General features: G+C 37.6%; 18 protein-coding genes. 8 read left to right on the forward strand and 10 right to left on the reverse strand.

Annotated features, from left to right (window positions below; all coding sequences use genetic code 11):
* Window positions 1–32: 32 nt before the first annotated feature.
* A complete protein-coding gene (locus QPK98_RS05220) occupies window positions 33–920 on the forward strand; it encodes an arsenite methyltransferase (RefSeq protein WP_310992002.1) in 888 nt (295 codons plus the stop codon).
* A 10-nt stretch (window positions 921–930) separates the two neighbouring features.
* Here QPK98_RS05220 and QPK98_RS05225 read toward each other — a convergent pair whose 3' ends face one another.
* From QPK98_RS05225 to QPK98_RS05240, 4 genes are all read right to left on the reverse strand, one after another.
* Window positions 931–2,199, reverse strand: coding sequence for an MFS transporter (locus tag QPK98_RS05225; protein ID WP_310992003.1), 1,269 nt, complete (start codon window positions 2,197–2,199; stop codon window positions 931–933).
* A gap of 73 nt (window positions 2,200–2,272) precedes the next feature.
* A complete protein-coding gene (locus tag QPK98_RS05230; protein WP_310992004.1) occupies window positions 2,273–2,887 on the reverse strand; it encodes a YqaA family protein in 615 nt (204 codons plus the stop codon).
* Window positions 2,888–3,172: 285 nt separating this feature from the next.
* Window positions 3,173–3,463, reverse strand: coding sequence for a DUF1456 family protein (locus QPK98_RS05235; RefSeq protein ID WP_310992005.1), 291 nt, complete (start codon window positions 3,461–3,463; stop codon window positions 3,173–3,175).
* Window positions 3,464–3,552: 89 nt separating this feature from the next.
* A complete protein-coding gene (locus QPK98_RS05240) occupies window positions 3,553–4,410 on the reverse strand; it encodes a mechanosensitive ion channel family protein (protein WP_310992006.1) in 858 nt (285 codons plus the stop codon).
* 164 nt (window positions 4,411–4,574) lie between these two features.
* Here QPK98_RS05240 and QPK98_RS05245 point away from each other — a divergent pair, with 164 nt between their 5' ends.
* A complete protein-coding gene (locus QPK98_RS05245; protein ID WP_310992007.1) occupies window positions 4,575–4,919 on the forward strand; it encodes a hypothetical protein in 345 nt (114 codons plus the stop codon).
* A gap of 10 nt (window positions 4,920–4,929) precedes the next feature.
* Here the strand turns inward: QPK98_RS05245 and QPK98_RS05250 are convergent, their stop codons facing one another.
* From QPK98_RS05250 to QPK98_RS05265, 4 genes are all read right to left on the reverse strand, one after another.
* On the reverse strand, window positions 4,930–5,385 hold the full coding sequence (locus QPK98_RS05250) for a universal stress protein (RefSeq protein WP_310992008.1): 456 nt from the start codon (window positions 5,383–5,385) through the stop codon (window positions 4,930–4,932).
* A gap of 28 nt (window positions 5,386–5,413) precedes the next feature.
* Window positions 5,414–6,934 carry an FMN-binding glutamate synthase family protein gene (locus QPK98_RS05255; protein ID WP_310992009.1) on the reverse strand — a complete coding sequence of 507 codons (1,521 nt, stop codon included), beginning with the start codon at window positions 6,932–6,934 and terminating at the stop codon, window positions 5,414–5,416.
* A gap of 31 nt (window positions 6,935–6,965) precedes the next feature.
* Window positions 6,966–8,714 carry a thiamine pyrophosphate-dependent enzyme gene (locus QPK98_RS05260; RefSeq protein ID WP_310992010.1) on the reverse strand — a complete coding sequence of 583 codons (1,749 nt, stop codon included), beginning with the start codon at window positions 8,712–8,714 and terminating at the stop codon, window positions 6,966–6,968.
* Window positions 8,715–8,809: 95 nt separating this feature from the next.
* Entirely contained in the window at window positions 8,810–9,466 is a 657-nt protein-coding gene (locus QPK98_RS05265) for a hypothetical protein (protein WP_310992011.1), read from the reverse strand.
* Between the two features lie 482 nt (window positions 9,467–9,948).
* Between QPK98_RS05265 and QPK98_RS05270 the strand changes: the two genes are divergently transcribed.
* The 5 genes from QPK98_RS05270 to QPK98_RS05290 all read left to right on the forward strand — a co-directional run bounded on the left by QPK98_RS05270 (window position 9,949) and on the right by QPK98_RS05290 (window position 14,782).
* Window positions 9,949–10,815, forward strand: coding sequence for a sigma-70 family RNA polymerase sigma factor (locus QPK98_RS05270; protein WP_310992012.1), 867 nt, complete (start codon window positions 9,949–9,951; stop codon window positions 10,813–10,815).
* Window positions 10,816–10,915: 100 nt separating this feature from the next.
* Window positions 10,916–12,736 (forward strand): sodium:proton antiporter, encoded by a 1,821-nt coding sequence (locus QPK98_RS05275; protein ID WP_310992013.1) that lies wholly within the window; start codon window positions 10,916–10,918, stop codon window positions 12,734–12,736.
* A gap of 7 nt (window positions 12,737–12,743) precedes the next feature.
* The gene (locus QPK98_RS05280; protein ID WP_310992014.1) at window positions 12,744–13,667 is read left to right on the forward strand and encodes a mechanosensitive ion channel family protein; all 924 of its coding nucleotides are present in this window, start codon (window positions 12,744–12,746) and stop codon (window positions 13,665–13,667) included.
* Between the two features lie 38 nt (window positions 13,668–13,705).
* On the forward strand, window positions 13,706–13,843 hold the full coding sequence (locus QPK98_RS05285) for a hypothetical protein (RefSeq protein ID WP_310992015.1): 138 nt from the start codon (window positions 13,706–13,708) through the stop codon (window positions 13,841–13,843).
* A gap of 96 nt (window positions 13,844–13,939) precedes the next feature.
* Entirely contained in the window at window positions 13,940–14,782 is an 843-nt protein-coding gene (locus QPK98_RS05290) for an OmpA/MotB family protein (RefSeq protein ID WP_310992016.1), read from the forward strand.
* A gap of 107 nt (window positions 14,783–14,889) precedes the next feature.
* On the opposite strand, the gene QPK98_RS05295 is transcribed toward QPK98_RS05290, so the two are convergent.
* Window positions 14,890–15,615, reverse strand: a complete 726-nt coding sequence (locus QPK98_RS05295; RefSeq protein WP_310992017.1) for an SDR family oxidoreductase — start codon at window positions 15,613–15,615, stop codon at window positions 14,890–14,892.
* A gap of 71 nt (window positions 15,616–15,686) precedes the next feature.
* Between QPK98_RS05295 and QPK98_RS05300 the strand changes: the two genes are divergently transcribed.
* Window positions 15,687–16,301, forward strand: coding sequence for a M15 family metallopeptidase (locus QPK98_RS05300; protein ID WP_310992018.1), 615 nt, complete (start codon window positions 15,687–15,689; stop codon window positions 16,299–16,301).
* Window positions 16,302–16,398: 97 nt separating this feature from the next.
* On the opposite strand, the gene QPK98_RS05305 is transcribed toward QPK98_RS05300, so the two are convergent.
* Window positions 16,399–17,319 (reverse strand): mechanosensitive ion channel family protein, encoded by a 921-nt coding sequence (locus tag QPK98_RS05305; RefSeq protein ID WP_310992019.1) that lies wholly within the window; start codon window positions 17,317–17,319, stop codon window positions 16,399–16,401.
* Window positions 17,320–17,324 lie beyond the last annotated feature (5 nt).

The following is a 17,324-nucleotide window of genomic DNA, read 5'->3' on the forward strand; positions in this document are numbered from 1 at the left end:
ACATGAAATAATACAGTTAAAAAACAGAAGTCATGAATAAAGAACAAGAGTTAAAAGACATCGTAAAACAGCGTTATGCAAAAATAGCGGAACAAGGCAAAGCAGAAAATGCTTCTTCTTGCTGCGGAGCTACTACACCTTCAAACAAAGTGTACAATATAATGATGGACGATTATTCTGAAACAGAGGGATATATTGAAGATGCTGATTTGGGCCTGGGGTGTGGCCTGCCAACTGCTTTCGCCAAAATTGAAAAAGGAGATACTGTAATTGATTTAGGTTCGGGCGCAGGAAATGATTGCTTTGTTGCACGTCATGAAACTGGGGTTGAAGGGAAAGTAATAGGAATAGACTTTACGCCCATTATGATTGAAAAAGCCCGAAACAATGCAGAAAAATTAGGGTATAACAACGTTGAGTTTAGAGAAGGCGATATTGATAACATGCCTATAAATAACGATGTGGCCGATGTAATCGTTAGTAATTGTGTACTAAACCTTGTTCCCAACAAGCAAAAAGTTATTAGCGAAATTTACCGTGTATTAAAACCAGGAGGGCATTTCAGTATTTCTGACATTGTTTTAGTGGGCGACCTTCCTGAAGCTTTAAAAAATGATGCCGAAATGTATGCGGGTTGTGTTGCGGGAGCTATACAGCGATCTGAATACTTAAATTCTATCACGGAAATTGGTTTTCAAGGCGTGAAAATTCAAAAAGAAAAGCCCATAAGCATTCCAGCCGACATTCTTGAAAAATACCTTTCAGAATCAGAAGCACAAGCCTTTAATAATGGCGGCACAGGAATTTTCAGTATCACAGTTTACGCCGTAAAGCCAGGAGATAAACAAGAAAAGCCAAAACTAAATCTGGCTGATATTGAATCTGATTCTTGCTGTGAGCCAAAAAGCGGATGCTGTTAATATAGTAGCTTTATACCTCCTCCTCGTGTTTTTCAAGATCTTTCCGGAGATCTAATTTACGCAGGTGGGGGAAAAAAGCGCCGGTTCCAAGTACGGTAAGTATAGTCATTCCTCCTCCAAAAACCACTGCCGTAACCGTCCCCATCAATTTGGCGGTGAGTCCGCTTTCAAAGGCTCCCAACTCATTAGAGGATCCAACGAACATTGAGTTTACTGAAGCTACTCGCCCTCGCATGTGGTCTGGGGTGCGCAACTGTAAAATAGTTTGACGGATAATTACCGAAATACCATCTGTAACGCCACTTAAGAAGAGTGCAATTACCGAAACCCAAAACCAAGTTGAAACACCAAAGACGATAATACAAACGCCAAATCCGAAAATGGCAGTAAGTAATTTATAGCCGGCATTCTTGTTGAGCGGAAAATAGGCCGATGTAAACATAATAATCAGGGCTCCTACTGCTGGCGCGGCACGTAAAACCCCAAAGCCTTCAGGGCCTACCTTCAATATATCTTGGGCAAAAATGGGCAATAGTGCAACCGCCCCGCCAAAAAGTACGGCAAACATATCTAAGGTAAGCGCCCCCAATATTACCTTGGTGTTTTTAACAAATTTAATCCCTTCCTTTAGGCTCTTTAAAACTGGTTCTCCAATATTTGGGTTTAGAATTGGTTTTTTCGGTATTTGAAGTAACAGAATCAATGCCATTAACGAAAATGCAAACACAAAACACATAGACCAATGCACGCCAATCCAATGAATAAGAAAACCTCCAGCGGCAGGGCCCACAACTGCACCCATCTGCCAGACGGAACTGCTCCAAGTTGCTGCATTAGGGTATATTCGCTTAGGGACTAATAAAGAGAATAACGAAAATATCGTTGGGCCTAAAAAGGCACGCACAATTCCTCCTAAAAAAACCAGAAAGTAAATAGTATAAAGTATGGAGTTTGTGGCGATGCCGTCCACTACTCTAGGCCAAGTTAAAAGAAATAAGCCCAAGCTTACAACGGAAAAGCCCAAAATACACGTAAATAAAAGCGATCGCTTTTCACGCTGATCTACAATATGACCAGCAAAAAGAGCCATAGAGACTGCTGGTATAACTTCCATTAAACCAATTATACCTAATGAAAGTGGGTTTTTAGTGATGCTATAAACCTCCCATTCTATCACTACAAACTGCATGGTCCACGCAAAAACCATTGCAAAGCGCACCATAAGAAAGATATTGAACTCCCTAAATCGTAATGCAGCATAGGGTTCTGTTTTCTTCATGAAAGGTGAATGGTATTTTGATGCGTAAAAGCATATAGCCTCATAACAATATTGCTATGATACATCAAAAGTACTACAGTAAACTGAAAATGGCAACGGCGTACAAGTAAAATCGTACAAAGCGAAGCAAGCCAAATAATAAGTAGTTTCTAAATTTGTAATGAATCATTCCAGCTGCCATACTCGTCATAGAAAAAGGAATTGGCAGGAGTGCACCTACAACTATCAAGAAGCCACCCCATTTGCGAATTTGCTTAAGGTGTTTCTTCATTTTGCCTTCCATATATGCAAATACTTTTGGAATTGTAAATATCCATCTTCCAATAAAGTAAGAAACGATACCACCAATATAAGATAAGGTGGCCAAAACAGATAGGTAAACCAAAGGTTCTGGCATTTTGTTACTCCACGCAATAAAGATTTCCGGCGGAACTAATCCCAAAAATGATTCAGATAAAAGGAAAACCAACAGAATATTAATCGGGGCGTAGGTTTCGGTTATATAGGTGAATAAATTACTAAAATCCACTACGTATAAGTCAACAACAACCAAAGCAGCCACAATGAGCAGCAATGGAACTATTGACTTTTTAAGTGTTTGACCCACAAAAGTATAAAACCCAGTATATTTATAGTAAAGATGGGTTCTTTTCAATTTATTTGTTTCGGATTTTTTCACTGTATCCATCCTAATTTTATCATGTATTAATTATTTTTAATATTCTGTAATAGACAAGAGCACTAGTAAGCTCAACGCTAAACAGATGCAAAGATATATTGAAAGCATCAATATTACAATAATTTAATATTTCATTAGCGGTTAATGCTATGTTAAATTTTTATCGGGAATCCTGTACTTAAAATCTGCAGGAATTAAATGAAACTTTATAGACCTTATAATGGAAAAGAGTTCCAAGATCCTACCGAAAATAGCAGCTATAGCAAGTTTCAGAAAGCTGCTAGTGAGAATCTATTATTTTCTAGGATTCGGATTATATTTCTTGGTAGGCTTCGGTTTTGGTTTCGGTTTTTTCTTTTCTGGCATTGGTCCTCTTAGGTGAATAACAAGCCCGTTTAAGAAATTCCGAAGAAATTGATCGCCACACTCCATATATTTCTCATGGTTTTCATTTCTGAATATGGCTCCCAGTTCACTTTTAGATACTGCAAAGTCCACAAGGGCACAAATTTTCACAATATCGTCATCGCGTAATTTATGAGCTACGCGAAGTTTTTTCATTATATCATTGTTGGTTAGTGCCATAACTGTAATTAAAGTGTAGTTTTCAAGCCGTAAAGATACAGTTTATCCGGCTTAAACTAGAAAGTTCCAAAAGCTATTTTATGCAAATTTTAAGCTGAAATTTCTGGATTTTCTTTCTTTTCCAGAGCAAGTCCTTCTTGATAAATTGCTCGTTTAGGAATAGCAAGGTGAATATCATTTTTATCCAATGCTTTTTTTACCGCTTCCATTTGATCAAAATACACGTCCCAATATTCCTCAGACTTTGACCAGCATCTAGCTGATACTTTCATAGCAAAGTCTCCCATTTCAACCAACCAAACATCGATAGTCTTTGTCTTAACCAGCTTTGGATGCGCCTCCAAGGCATTAGTAATAATTTCCCGTAAAGTGTCAAAATCTTCTTCAAAGGAAAAATTAAGATCTATTTCAACCCTGCGGTAGGGTTCCATTGTACGGTTATCAACGTCATCATTTGCCACTTTCCCATTGGGCATGGTAATGATTCTGCCATCGTAGGTTTTTATCTGGGTGTATAAAATGTCAATTTTTTGAACAAAACCTAGCTTGTTATTAATCTCTACCAAATCATTCACCTTAAAAGGTTTAAATGCAAGAATAAGGACTCCACCTGCAAAATTTGACAAACTGCCCTGTAATGCGAATCCAATGGCGAGTGCAGCTGCACCAAACATGGCCATAAAAGAAGAAGCTTCTATCCCAAGAAGGATGCCCACAACAAAAATAAGTAATGCGTAGAGTATAAAAATACCCAAACTTTGAATAAAGGTGTCTAAGGATGGCTCAACGTGTGATTTCTTGAGAATACCACGCAGAATGCGCATAATTATTTTAATCAAAAATATTCCAAGTACTAAAGCTACAAGTGCATAAATTACATTTGGACCAAAATCCACTAGAAAGTGAGTCAGCTCCTTTTTCACCTTAATCCAGATACTATCGACCATTACATCCTTTTATTTAAATTGACTTTCGGGCAAATGTAAAGAACTTAAACGGGGCTACATTGCCATTTAACAACACTCTTTTTTTAAAAACTTTTTAATACCCTTAATAAAGTTTTAGGACAGTTTATGGACAGTTTTATTTATCTTAAAAAAAAGAAGTTATTATGAAAAAATTAAAACAAGACACACAAGATAAAACGACAAAATCTTCTAGTAACAAAGAAGAAAATCCAACTTACAATCCTGATTTAACCAAGCACGACAAGGATATTCTTAAACAAAAGAATATTCATGGCGATGGTGGGGACGATCAACAATTACACGACCGAAAAAAGAAGGTAGATTTTACAGGGAAAAACTTGGATGTTCCTGGACGCCAACACGCCAAAAAATCTAAAACTGGATATCGCGATGAGGAAAATCAACTTTTTAGCCAAGGCGGTGAAGACAATGAAAATCTAGAAGCAGATAATCCACGAATAGAAGATACGCCAAGCAACACTAAATAAAAATATAGTTTTAATTGCCGGTAGGAACCATATAAATAGGTATTTCAGTTTTTTCTAAAACGCTGGAGGCAACTGTACCCATAAATATTTTTTCTAAGGTACTGTGACTATGCGTACCCATTACAATTAGGTCGGCATCCCATTCTTCGGCATATTCTAGAATCTTTTGGGCTGTATCGCCTTCGGCCAGATGCGTGGTAATATTATTTCCACCAAGATGTTCAGCGGTTTTTTGAAGATAGTCTTTCGCAATTTTTACCATATCTTCCTGAATTTTATAATCTACCGGAAACGCATATCCCTCATAGCCCATAAAGGGTTCGTACTGCATTCCGTAATATCGTACTTCAGCCAACACGTGAAATAGGCTTACTTCGGCCTGCATTAAAGTTGCGAGCTCATACCCCTTTTTTACCACTTTTTCAGAATTAGGACTATAATCTAATGTAATCATTACTTTTTTCATGGCTAACTGGTTTGTTTACGTTTATAATTTAATTTTCCTTCTTAAGAAATTCTCCTGCAGGAATACTTGGGTAAATGTCTTCATAACACATTGTTTTCCCTTCCACCTGCTTAAAGATATAGTTTCTATTTAACTCCGCAAGTTTTCTACATCCGGTTGCAGCAAAAAGTTCCAAAAATTCTTCAATGGTTTTTTGATGATAATTTTTAACACGCTCCCATTTCTCCGAAACAACAAGGCCACGCATTAAACTAGGATTGTTTGTAGTAACCCCAGTTGGACATTCATTTGTATCGCATCGCAAGGCTTGAATACAGCCTAAGGCAAACATCATACCTCGAGCCGAATTGCAAATATCCGCTCCAAGGCATAGGGCTTTTAAAATATCAAATGCAGTAATAATTTTTGTTGCGGTTATAACCTTTATATCCTTTTTTAGGTTGTACCCATTTAAGGTATCAACAACAAAAACCAATGCTTTCTCCCAGGGCATTCCAACGTAATTTGTAAAGTCTATGGGGGCTGCTCCAGTACCTCCCTCTGCTCCATCAACAGTTATAAAATCTGGCTTGATCCCAGTTTCAACCATCTTTTCGCAAATATCAATAAACTCTTGCTTACTACCTATACAGAGCTTAAAACCAATGGGTTTGCCATTGCTAAGTTCGCGCATATGTTCAATAAAACGCAAGAGCCCTTCTGCATCTTGAAACGCAGTATGTCCCGGAGGTGAAATTACATCGGTATGCGGCTTCACACCCCTTATTCGTGCAATTTCGGCATTGTTTTTAGCTGCTGGGAGAACACCACCATGCCCTGGTTTGGCACCTTGCGATATCTTTATCTCAATCATTTTTACCGCCGGAATAGCTGCCTTTTCCATAAATTTCTCTGGTGAAAAATTTCCGTCTTCCGTGCGACAACCAAAATACCCGGTTCCCACTTCGTAAACCAAATCTCCACCTTTTAAATGATAATCTGAAATTCCGCCTTCACCGGTATCATGAAAAAAACCGCCTGCTTTAGCACCTAGGTTTAGCGCCATGACGGCATTTTTACTCAAGGCGCCAAAACTCATGGCAGAAATATTGAAGATGCTCGCACTGTACGGTTGCTGGCAATTAGTACCACCAACCACTTCTCTGGGTGCATCCTTTAATATTGGGGCTGGATAAATGCTGTGTTTCATCCATTTATAATTGTCGGCCTCTACATCCAGTTCCGTTCCAAATGGGTGGGTTTCCTTTCCCAGTTTAGCTCGGGTATAAACATAAGTTCGGTGATTTCTATCTATGGGCACTCCGTCTGTGTCAGACTCTATAAAGTATTGGTGGAGTTCGGGCGCAATCAATTCAAGTAAAAAGCGCATGTGACCTAATACTGGGAAATTTCGCAAAATAGCGTGTTCTTTTTGAAAGAGATCGTAAATACCTATTCCAAATATCGAAATTCCAATTATTGAAAAACCGTAAACTGGCCACATAACGGTGCCCACTATAATTAGAACTACTACCAATATAATGAACGTAAATCGTATTGCTTCTTTCATGATAAATAATTTTGTTCGCTTTTATGTTTTTCTATTTCGGATTGTGAAAAAATGCCTTGATCTCATCCATTAAATTTTGCTCTTGCTCTTTTTCTCCAGTTACGGCAAGTAGAATCTCTTTCACTTTTGATTTTCCAAAGCCCCAAGCCTCTTGCAAAGTTATATTTGGTGGTAGCGAAAGTTCTCCAGGGTTGGTTACAGCATCAATTATAAAGGGTTTAGGCGAAGCAATTGCTTTTTCTATAGCAGCTTCAATATCTTGGGCATGCTCAACACGCACCCCGTCACCACCGCATAGTTTTGCATATTCGGCAAAATTTGGGTTTTGAAGTTCCAGTGCTTCATCTGCCATTGCATATCCCGCTTCTTCCATTTCAATCTTTACAAAACCCAGTTGACTATTGTTATATACCAATATTTTTATTGTCCAATTATAGCGTACGGCGGTAATAAAATCGTTCATGCACATTCCAAAAGCCCCATCGCCCACCAAAGCCCAAACCTCTCTACCGGGGTTTACGGACTGGATACCCATGGCCGCCGGAAAACCAACTGCCATAGAGCCGTGATTAAAGGACCCCAGTAGCCGTCGCTGTCCGCTAAGTGTTAAGTGATGCGCTACCCAAATGGCACTTTCACCAACATCTACGGTAAAACAGGCATCCGCTGCGGCCTTTCTGTCTATCGCACTCATAAAAAGTTGTGGATGTAAAGGTTCTTCATCAATTTTCAAGCTATTGTCATCTCTTTTCCGTGCTTGCCATTTCTTAAAGTTTTCAACTAAATTGTTTAAGAATTCAGCATTTTTCTTCGGAAGAATTTTCGGTTCCAATTTCTGTAGTGTTGCTAAACAATCGCCTTGCACTCCAATAGCTACATTCACACGATTCCCAATATTTTCAATACGTTTATCTATTTGAACAATTGTAGTATTATTTGGAAGGAAGTTGCTATACGGAAAGTCAGTACCAAGCATCAATAATAAGTCGGCATTCATAACGGCATGATATCCCGAAGGATTTCCAATTAGACCCGTTAATCCTACCACATTTTTGTCGTCGTTATGGATAATGTCTGATGACCGAAGCGTGTGGACAATGGGCGCCTTTATTTTTTCTGAAAGTGCCAACACCTCTTCCCTACTATCATAACAACCTGCACCCGCAAGAATGGTAATTTTATCGGCATCATTAATCGCCTTGGCAATCTTGTCAACATCTTCGTCTGAAGGAACCAAGACGGCATTACCTTTAAAAACTGGATGCTTATAATGGGCTCCCGAAGCTTCTTCAACCGCAATATCAACAGGAATTTCAACGCGCACCACACTACGTTGCTCCAAGGCAATCTGAATTGCTTTTAACACCACACGCGGCGCTTCTTCCGCAGAGCGAATTACAGCTTGATAGGCACAGACATCGTCAAATATTTTGGTTAATCCTACTTCCTGGAAATAATTGGTGCCCATATTTACCCGAGCCACTTGCCCGCTAATGGCAAGCACGGGGACACGTTCTTTTTTTGCATTGTAGAGGCCATTAATAAGGTGAAGTGTTCCTGGACCAACCGTTCCCGCACATACCGCGAGGTTACCAGTCATTTGCGCTTCCGCTCCTGCGGCAAAGGCAGCGTTTTCCTCATGCCGTACCGCATTCCACCGGATGTTTTCATCATCGCGTAGGGCATCAGTAAATGTATTAAGTGCATCGCCGGTTACACCCCAGATTTGGGTTACACCAACATTTTTAAGAATTTGAAGAATTTGTTGGGAAACGTTCATAAAACTGAATTTTACATAAAATTACAGCACGTTTCTTAAAAAAAACACACAAAACCATTAAATATTAAGTTATTAGGATATATTTAACGCTAAAGCTATTGTTTCACAATTATTGTAGTTGCTTTGTTACCTATTAGTAAGTTCCATTCATAAGAGGCTAAAAGCTCCCCTATTTCATCATAGATATTAACCTGTGCGGTATTGGGGCCTGAAGTTCCTTGGTTTAAGGCTTCAAAATCAACTTTGTTAAAACCGTCCTGAAGTTTTAGGTTAAAGCCTTTAAAACTGCCTTCTAGTCTAGCGCGGGGAACTTGAATTTCTCCATTTACCCATACCCTAATCATGTCGCCATCAACATACTCATGATCACGATACATTATAGTTGTGAATTTTGCCTTGGTTTTAAAATCGCCCAGGTATTGGTCTTTTCCATACTCTGGCTTAGCCTCCTTGTCTTTGGTAAAATATTTTGGCGCCTTGTTGGTGCCCGTGTATTCAATGAGCCCATCACCATTTTGCATATCAATCTGTTTTTCCGCTTCTTTTCCTAAATCGGAATTATTAGGCGTATTGGGGTTTTTCGTATTCGATATGGAAGGTGCTTTAACAGGAGGAATGTCAAAACCACTGTTAGGATCAACAGTTGAATTAGGCGAATCAAAACGCACCGAGTTATTATCTGGAAATTCAATTTGTGCAAACGCCTTTCCAGAAAGTACAATCAAACCAATTAAAAGAAACTTTCTCAACATAACTTTAACTTTCAAAATATATAGCAACAACTACACCAAACCGGTTTTAGCATCTCAATGCCGATACAAAAAGCAGTTTATTAGGGTTATTATTTTTTCGATTTGTTTTTCCTTCTCCAATAAATTAGAAAAAGTAAAATTGCGCAAACCGGTAACACAATATATATAATGACGTCTGCGGGGTTTGATAAATCAATTGGCTCTTCACTTGGTTTTGGCACTTCGGTTGGTTTTTGTGCATACAAACCGAGCGTTATCATCGAAAATAGCAGAATTGAGAAATATTTTTGAATTTTCATAGTTATACTAAAATAAATTGTTTATAATAAACTTTTGTAAAGCTAAGGTATGATTTTTATGTTCTCCATATAATGGTGGGAAAAATAGAAAAGCGCCCCAAAAATTAACAACTTGTGTTAAGTATTTGGAAATTAGCATAAAATGTCATACTATGCCATGTTATTAAAAAAATGTAAGAATATATGAGACAACTTAAAATCACGAAGCAGGTAACCAATAGGGAAACCAAATCTTTAAACAGTTATTTACAGGATGTTAGCAAGATAGACTTGATAACTGCCGAAGAGGAAGTGGAATTGGCCCAGCGAATTCGTGAGGGGGATCAAGCAGCACTCAATAAACTGAGTCGTGCTAACTTGCGATTTGTGATTTCTGTAGCAAAGCAGTATCAGAATCAAGGTTTGAGCCTTCCTGACCTTATTAATGAGGGAAATGTTGGTTTGGTAAAAGCTGCAAAGCGATTTGATGAAACTAGAGGTTTTAAATTTATTTCTTACGCCGTTTGGTGGATTAGACAGGCCATTTTACAAGCTATCGCGGAGCAATCGCGAGTTGTAAGGCTTCCATTGAACAAGATTGGTGATATCAATAAAATTAAAAAAGCATCCATTCACCTAGAGCAAAAGTACGAAAGAGTACCAACGGCTGCCGAAATTGCCAACGAGTTGGACTTTAGTGAATCTAAAGTAAAAAGTTCTTTAAAGAACTCAACCCGAAGTCTTTCTATGGACGCGCCGTTCCAAGAAGGTGAAAACGACAATAACCTTTATGATGTGTTGAGCTCTGGCGAAAGCCCAACTCCAGACAAAAGCTTATTGCATGAATCTTTGCGCATTGAGATCAATAGAGCCTTAGATACATTGGCCCCACGTGAGGCAGATGTTGTTAAGCTTAATTTTGGCCTTTGTGGACAACCACCGATGACGCTACAGGAAATTGGAGATACTTTTGATTTGAGCCGTGAACGCGTAAGACAAATTCGTGAAAAAGCTATTCGCAGATTGCGTCAAACTTCTAAAAGCCACATATTAAAAAAATATCTCGGCTAAAGAAAAATGTTTAAAATATTAAAACCTTTAATATTTTAAGAAATTTTTAATAACGGGTATTATTTCTGCGGTTATCTTTATAAAATAACCAATAGTCCTAATGACAACAGAAATAATACTCGTTTTTTCTATTCTGTTTATTACTATTATTTTATTTGCCTTCGAAATTTTTTCGGTAGATAAAATAGCAATGCTTCTTATTGCCACACTGGCACTAACAGGCTTGGTTAAGCCAGAAGAAGCAATATCAGGGTTTTCAAACATTGCGACCATTACGGTACTTTCCTTAATGATTATCGCTTTGGCTCTAGAAGACAACGGTGTTATTGCTGCCCTGGCCCGCTTCTTAAAAAACCTTCATATACTTCCACTCTTTTTATTACTGCCTATATTTATGTTTATTACCGGCGGTATTTCGGCATTTATAAACACTACAGCCGTCGTTATTGTTTTTATAAAAATTATTGCCGAATTATCTCGGCGCTTTAATCTTCCCCAAACAAAATTATTATTACCCATCTCCTTTGCTGGTATTTTGGGTGGTAGCTGTACCTTAATGGGTACTTCAACCAACCTAATTGTGAACTCAGTAGCTCTTGATCTGGGAGCAGAAAGATTCAACTTTTTTGAATTTTCAGCTTTCGGAATCGTATTTCTGATTGTAGGTATAATAGTTATGACATTATTGTCTAGCTGGCTTCCAAAAGACACCAAAGAAGAAGATTTACAAGAGGCCTATCAGCTGGAAAACTACATTACCACAGTTACAATTAATAAAGGTTCTGAATTGATTGATAAAAAAATAGAAGACACATTTTTATTTCTAAATCCTGAAATTTCGATCATAAAACTTAACCGAAATAAACAAGTAACGAATGCTCCTGGAAGATATATAACCTTAAAAGAAAAGGATAAGTTAGTGTTAATGTGCGATCTTAAAAATATTTCTAGATTAAAGGAAGCCACAGACCTAAGTGTACATAAAGAGCAAGATAGCAGTGGCACTGAAATTAACGAGCCGAAGGAAGTCGATGAAAAAAAGTCTGAAGTTTGGCAATTTTTTGAAATCCTAATTCTTCCCAGTTCAATCTTGATTGGCAAAACTTTAAAACAACTCCGTAAACAAACATTTCAAAATGCGTTTCCTATTGCTATTAAGAAGAGGAGAAATATAAGGAATACAAAAGAACGCTTGGTTCGAAAAGACATTAATGAAATTACATTAAAACCCGGAGATAGGTTGCTTGTAGAGATTCCAAAAAACAAAATCAGCCAACTCTACGAAATGGAAAACGTTGCTATTCTAAAAGAACATAAAACCAAACCCTCTGTAAATACTGTAAAAAGAGGGCTTTCCTTCGGAATCCTTCTCTTGGTGGTTGGACTAGCTGCTAGCGGAATTTTAAGCATTTTAATAAGTGCAATTACCGGAGTGTGTTTACTACTACTTACAAGGTGCTTAAATTTAAACGATGTCTATCACCGCGTAAATTGGCAGGTTATTTTTCTACTTGCAGGAATGATTCCGTTAGGAATAGCAATGAACAACACCGGTGCCGATAAATGGATTTCAGACCAGTTACTTCAAGTTTTAAGTGGGCAGTCAAATCTGATTGTAATCGGACTAGTATTTTTAATAACAATGCTGATGAGTAGCGTAATTAGCAACAATGCTACGGCTATTATAATGACCCCTATTGCAATAGCTGTGGCAGTCGGGCTCAATTTATCAATGAAGCCTTTTATTCTCTCTGTTTTGTTTGGTGCAAATTTTAGCTTTTTTACGCCCATGGGCTATCAAACAAACACACTTATTTACGGAATGGGTTTTTATAAGTTTAAACATTTCTTTTTAATCGGAGGTATTTTATCCATAATTCTTTGGATATTGGGCACATTTATGCTCTCCACATTACTTTAAATATAGTATGTCACAAGAAAAATTTTCAATTCAAGATGCAATAACAAGCTTATGGGATAAGTTGGACGGCTGGTTAGATGACATAATCCTCAAACTCCCAAACTTTGCGGTTGCCATATTGGTTATGGTAATTTTTTACTTTATAGCCAAAGGTTTTAAAAAGCTATCTAACAAAGTGCTTTTTAAAAAAATTAGCGATGTATCCATCCGGCAGATTATCTCAAAAATGGTTTATGCCATAGTCTTGCTTGTCGGCTTCTTTATAGCACTGGGTGTAATGCAGTTAGACAAGGTATTAACTTCGGTTCTTGCTGGTGCCGGTGTAATGGGGCTTGCCATTGGTTTTGCGCTTCAGGGGACCTTAAGCAATACGGTTTCTGGATTTATAATCTCTTTTCAACCCAAAGTTCGCATTGGAGACTATATTGAGGCACAAGGTATAAGCGGTTATGTAGAAGAAATTAGTTTAAGAAATGTAACCCTACGACAGCCAGATAAAGATTATGTAATTATTCCAAACAAGATATTTACTGAAAACCCTATCACCAATTATTCTTGGACCGAACGGGCTCGAGTTTCCGTTAATTGTCGTGTTAGTCATGAAAACGACTTACAAGAAGTAGAAGATTTAGTTTTAAAAGTTCTTTCAGAAAATTTTGAACAAAAAGACAATGAAGGCATTGAGTTCTTTTTTACGGAGTTTGGTGACAGCTCCATCAATTTTGTTGCTAGATTTTGGATTGAGTGCCAAAAACCTAAGCCAAAATTCGCCGCTAAGCACAAAGCTATAAAGCTAATCAAGAAAAACTTTGACGAGGCTGGATTTAACATCCCCTTCCCTATTCGTACAATGGATTTTGGAAAAAATAATTTAACAATAACAGCTCATAAGGAGAATACTAGGAAAAACAACAATTACGGCAAAAATTAATTGATTACTAACAACTTAAAATTTTAAACACTTAGTTTATGAAAAAAATATTTAGAGCATTATTGGCCGGATGGGGAGCAAAAAAAATTGGTGGTGGCCGTTGTGGATGCATCGGAACAATTGTTGTTTTTATTATTCTTTACTGGCTATTGGGCTTTGTTTTTGATGTTATTTAAAAGGGTTCTTTTAACAAAACAATAGCATGCATTAACTATTTATTGGTTATTTGAGCGGTTATATTTGCCTTACAAACCTAAAAAACTATAATAGTTATGAAAAAAGTTATTGCACTAACCTTGGTGACAGGAACACTATTTATGAGTTCTTGCGTGTCCAAAAAGAAGTATGTAGAATTAGAAAATCAGTACAATGATACGCGTACTACGTTAGCTAAAACTCAACTTGAAAAAGAAGAAATTGAAGCTAAATATGCAAAAATTGAAGATCGTGTAGCTGATTACAATTCAAAAATCCAATCGTTAACTGACAGCAACAACAGCCGCCTACAAGATTTTGACGGCGTTGTAGTTTCAGAAAATGACAAAGAAAAGATGAATGAAGCTCTTGCTAAAGTAGATCCCCAAGAATTAGCAGAAGCAAAAACCCTTAGAGATTCAATGAATCTTATTGTTTCTTACAATTTAAAGAAAAACCTAGACAACAGCTTAGTTGGTGAAGGTGAAGAAGATGACATTAAGATTGATATTGATGAAACCGTTGTTATGATTACAATATCTGATAAATTATTATTTAGTTCGGGTAGTGATCGTGTAAACCCAAAAGCTAATTCGCTATTGGAACGTCTTGCTAATGTTATTAATAGTGAGCCTGCCTTAGAGGTTATGGTAGAAGGGCATACTGACAGCCAAACGGTAAAACCAGGTGCTTATATTAAAGACAACTGGGAGTTGAGCGTTAACCGTTCTACAGCAGTAATCCGTAAGTTACAGGATAATTACGGCGTTGACCCTGCAAAATTAATTGCAGCTGGACGAAGCAGTTTTCATCCCCTAACCGAAAACGACACTAAGGATGGACGTTCTAAAAATAGAAGAACACGCATTGTAATATTACCAAACCTTGATAAATTCTTAGCACTTCTTACTGCCAACTAGTCGTAGTTAAAAGTATTCAAGAATTGACAAAGGCTGTTCGATAAATCGAACAGCCTTTATTGTATTTAAAGTGGTTTCTCACTAATATCAAAAAGATGGCTCACCCCTTATTTACTAGGTGGAGTTGTGGGCCTCACTTCTATTTTACTTGGCAAGGTACGCGGGTTCATTTTAAATAGATCTACCACAAGCTTACCAATGTCTTCCTTTTGGATTTTCCAAGCACCTTTTTCATCGGGTTCATTTCCGTTAAAGTGGGTTGAAACAGAGCCAGGCATAATGGTACTTACTTTTATTCCATAATTGCGTAAATCGAGCATGGCAGCTTGCGAAAAACCAGTTAACCCAAACTTACTTGCGTTATAGGCGCTTCCGCCTTTAAAAAAATTGGTTCCTGCCAAACTAGAAATACTGATATAATACCCCTTGTTCTTTTTCAATTCTTCTAATCCAGCTCGTAAGGTATAAAATGGTCCCGTTAAGTTTGTATCAATCGTTTCCTTCCATTGGTCTATAGTCAAATCTTCAACAGATCCAAAATGGCCCAGACCGGCATTCGCGATAAAAAAGTCTATAGTCCCGAAGGCATTAACAGCGGTTTTAACAGCTTCTTCTTGGCTTTCGTAATCGCGAACATCTGCTTCAATCCCTATAGCTCTTGCGCGATCGTTACCTTGGGCATTCAAGTTTTTTGCAGCTTCTTCTGCCGTGTTTTTACTTCTACCAGTTATTGCCACATTTACCCCTTCTTTTAGCAAGGCTTCTGCAATTCCGTATCCAATTCCTTTTGTACCACCTGTTATTAAAGCGGCTTTTGTTCCTAAATCATTCATATTTTTATATTTTTTTTCAAAGTTACCAATTGCCTGTTCGAATGTTATTAAATTCTGCTTAAATTTATAAAATGAAGCTATTTGTAATTTCCTTCTCTATGTTGCTATGCCTTGGTTTTTCACCTAAGCTAAAAGCCCAGGAAACTTTAGTTGACCTAGAAGCACTATCAACTGAATTTGTTTATGAAATACGTTATGCCACACCTAATAATTTTATAGGCGAAATACTGTATGACTGTGCCAAATGCTTATTGCGGCCTGAAGTTGCAGAAGCGCTTTTAGAAGCAAATCAATATTTTTGTGAGCTTGGCTATCGCATAAAAATATACGATTGCTACCGACCATTAGATGTTCAGAAAAAAATGTGGGCAAAAGTGCCAAAAGCAGGTTATGTAGGCAATCCGTACGGCAATGGCTCTATTCATAATAAAGGTGCGGCAATTGATATAACCTTAGAAACCTTAGACGGATGTTATCTAGAAATGGGCAGCGATTATGATTACTTCGGAAGAGAGGCACATATAGACAATTATAATTTTTCTAAAGAAATACTCGCCAACAGGAAACTGCTTTTTGAAGGCATGCGTAAATTTGGATTTTCTCCCATACGAACCGAATGGTGGCATTTCAGCTATAAAAAGAACCGAAGCTATAAAACTTTAAACATTCCTTTTTCTTGCCCTTAATTTAAGAAAACAAAAGCACCGCAGGCAACAAGCCTCACTTCTCTAAATGCTGAACGTTTGGTTTTGTTACAACATCTTTGCAAAGCCTCAATCGCTACTACTTTTCCCTTTTATTAAACTCCGGATTATTTCTGAATTTAAGGGGTATAGCATCCTCTGTACCATAAATTTTAAGTTCCTTAATATCTGCTGGCAAATTAAAGCCTTTTTCAAAGAGCGCCTCTTTGGTTTCTCTAATTATGCTTCCACGAAGCACTCTTGAGGATCGCCTATAATCTTTTGTATGCACCCAAAAATACACTTTAAGATTAACGGCGCTTGCGGCGAGTTCATCTTCAATAACAAAGTTCTCATGTTCTGGGTTTCGAGCAAGATCTTCATTTTTATCAAGAATATCCTGTATTACCCTTTTGGCAGCCGTAATATTGTCTTCATAGCCAAGGCCAACGATAAATTCTACTCTAAAATAACCATCAGCAGTATAGTTTTCAACAGGTTTGGTCAACACATCGCTATTGGGAATATAAATATCTCGACCATCAAAAGTTTTAATATGGGAATAGCGAAAACTCAAAGCCTTAACCTTTCCAAAGATGTTGTCTATTTTTATAGTGTCATTAATATTAAAAGGTCGATTGAAAGCTAGAATAACCCCCGCCAAAAAGTTCTTGCCAATATCTTGAAAAGCAAACCCCAAGACAATTGCTCCTCCCCCTACTGCTGTTAGCAGGCCAGTTGCAATTCCATCTAAGCCTGCCACTTTCAAGGCAATCATAATGGCAATAATTATTAAGACAACTTTTATGGCCTGTGCTAAGAATTTCGCCATTAAGGGATCTTCAGATTTTTGTTGAAATCGTTTTCGGTACAAATGGGTAATAAATTGGGCAAGCAGTACCCCCAAAATTATAACCAGAACTCCTAAGGCAATCCGTGGCAATATTTTTAAAAACTCTTGATAATAGGCCTCAAGCGAATTTTGAATGGTTTCTGAAGGTGTTTGAAGTAGTGTAATCATTAGGC

The organism is Aequorivita marina (assembly GCF_031631895.2).
Taxonomy (GTDB): domain Bacteria; phylum Bacteroidota; class Bacteroidia; order Flavobacteriales; family Flavobacteriaceae; genus Aequorivita; species Aequorivita marina.

Coding starts and splice junctions, on each gene's coding strand:
- QPK98_RS05220 (WP_310992002.1), top strand. CDS start 33: ATGAATAAAGAACAAGAGTTAAAAGACATCGTAAAACAGCGTTATGCA.
- QPK98_RS05225 (WP_310992003.1), bottom strand. CDS start 2,199: ATGAAGAAAACAGAACCCTATGCTGCATTACGATTTAGGGAGTTCAAT.
- QPK98_RS05230 (WP_310992004.1), bottom strand. CDS start 2,887: ATGGATACAGTGAAAAAATCCGAAACAAATAAATTGAAAAGAACCCAT.
- QPK98_RS05235 (WP_310992005.1), bottom strand. CDS start 3,463: ATGGCACTAACCAACAATGATATAATGAAAAAACTTCGCGTAGCTCAT.
- QPK98_RS05240 (WP_310992006.1), bottom strand. CDS start 4,410: ATGGTCGATAGTATCTGGATTAAGGTGAAAAAGGAGCTGACTCACTTT.
- QPK98_RS05245 (WP_310992007.1), top strand. CDS start 4,575: ATGAAAAAATTAAAACAAGACACACAAGATAAAACGACAAAATCTTCT.
- QPK98_RS05250 (WP_310992008.1), bottom strand. CDS start 5,385: ATGAAAAAAGTAATGATTACATTAGATTATAGTCCTAATTCTGAAAAA.
- QPK98_RS05255 (WP_310992009.1), bottom strand. CDS start 6,934: ATGAAAGAAGCAATACGATTTACGTTCATTATATTGGTAGTAGTTCTA.
- QPK98_RS05260 (WP_310992010.1), bottom strand. CDS start 8,714: ATGAACGTTTCCCAACAAATTCTTCAAATTCTTAAAAATGTTGGTGTA.
- QPK98_RS05265 (WP_310992011.1), bottom strand. CDS start 9,466: ATGTTGAGAAAGTTTCTTTTAATTGGTTTGATTGTACTTTCTGGAAAG.
- QPK98_RS05270 (WP_310992012.1), top strand. CDS start 9,949: ATGAGACAACTTAAAATCACGAAGCAGGTAACCAATAGGGAAACCAAA.
- QPK98_RS05275 (WP_310992013.1), top strand. CDS start 10,916: ATGACAACAGAAATAATACTCGTTTTTTCTATTCTGTTTATTACTATT.
- QPK98_RS05280 (WP_310992014.1), top strand. CDS start 12,744: ATGTCACAAGAAAAATTTTCAATTCAAGATGCAATAACAAGCTTATGG.
- QPK98_RS05285 (WP_310992015.1), top strand. CDS start 13,706: ATGAAAAAAATATTTAGAGCATTATTGGCCGGATGGGGAGCAAAAAAA.
- QPK98_RS05290 (WP_310992016.1), top strand. CDS start 13,940: ATGAAAAAAGTTATTGCACTAACCTTGGTGACAGGAACACTATTTATG.
- QPK98_RS05295 (WP_310992017.1), bottom strand. CDS start 15,615: ATGAATGATTTAGGAACAAAAGCCGCTTTAATAACAGGTGGTACAAAA.
- QPK98_RS05300 (WP_310992018.1), top strand. CDS start 15,687: ATGAAGCTATTTGTAATTTCCTTCTCTATGTTGCTATGCCTTGGTTTT.
- QPK98_RS05305 (WP_310992019.1), bottom strand. CDS start 17,319: ATGATTACACTACTTCAAACACCTTCAGAAACCATTCAAAATTCGCTT.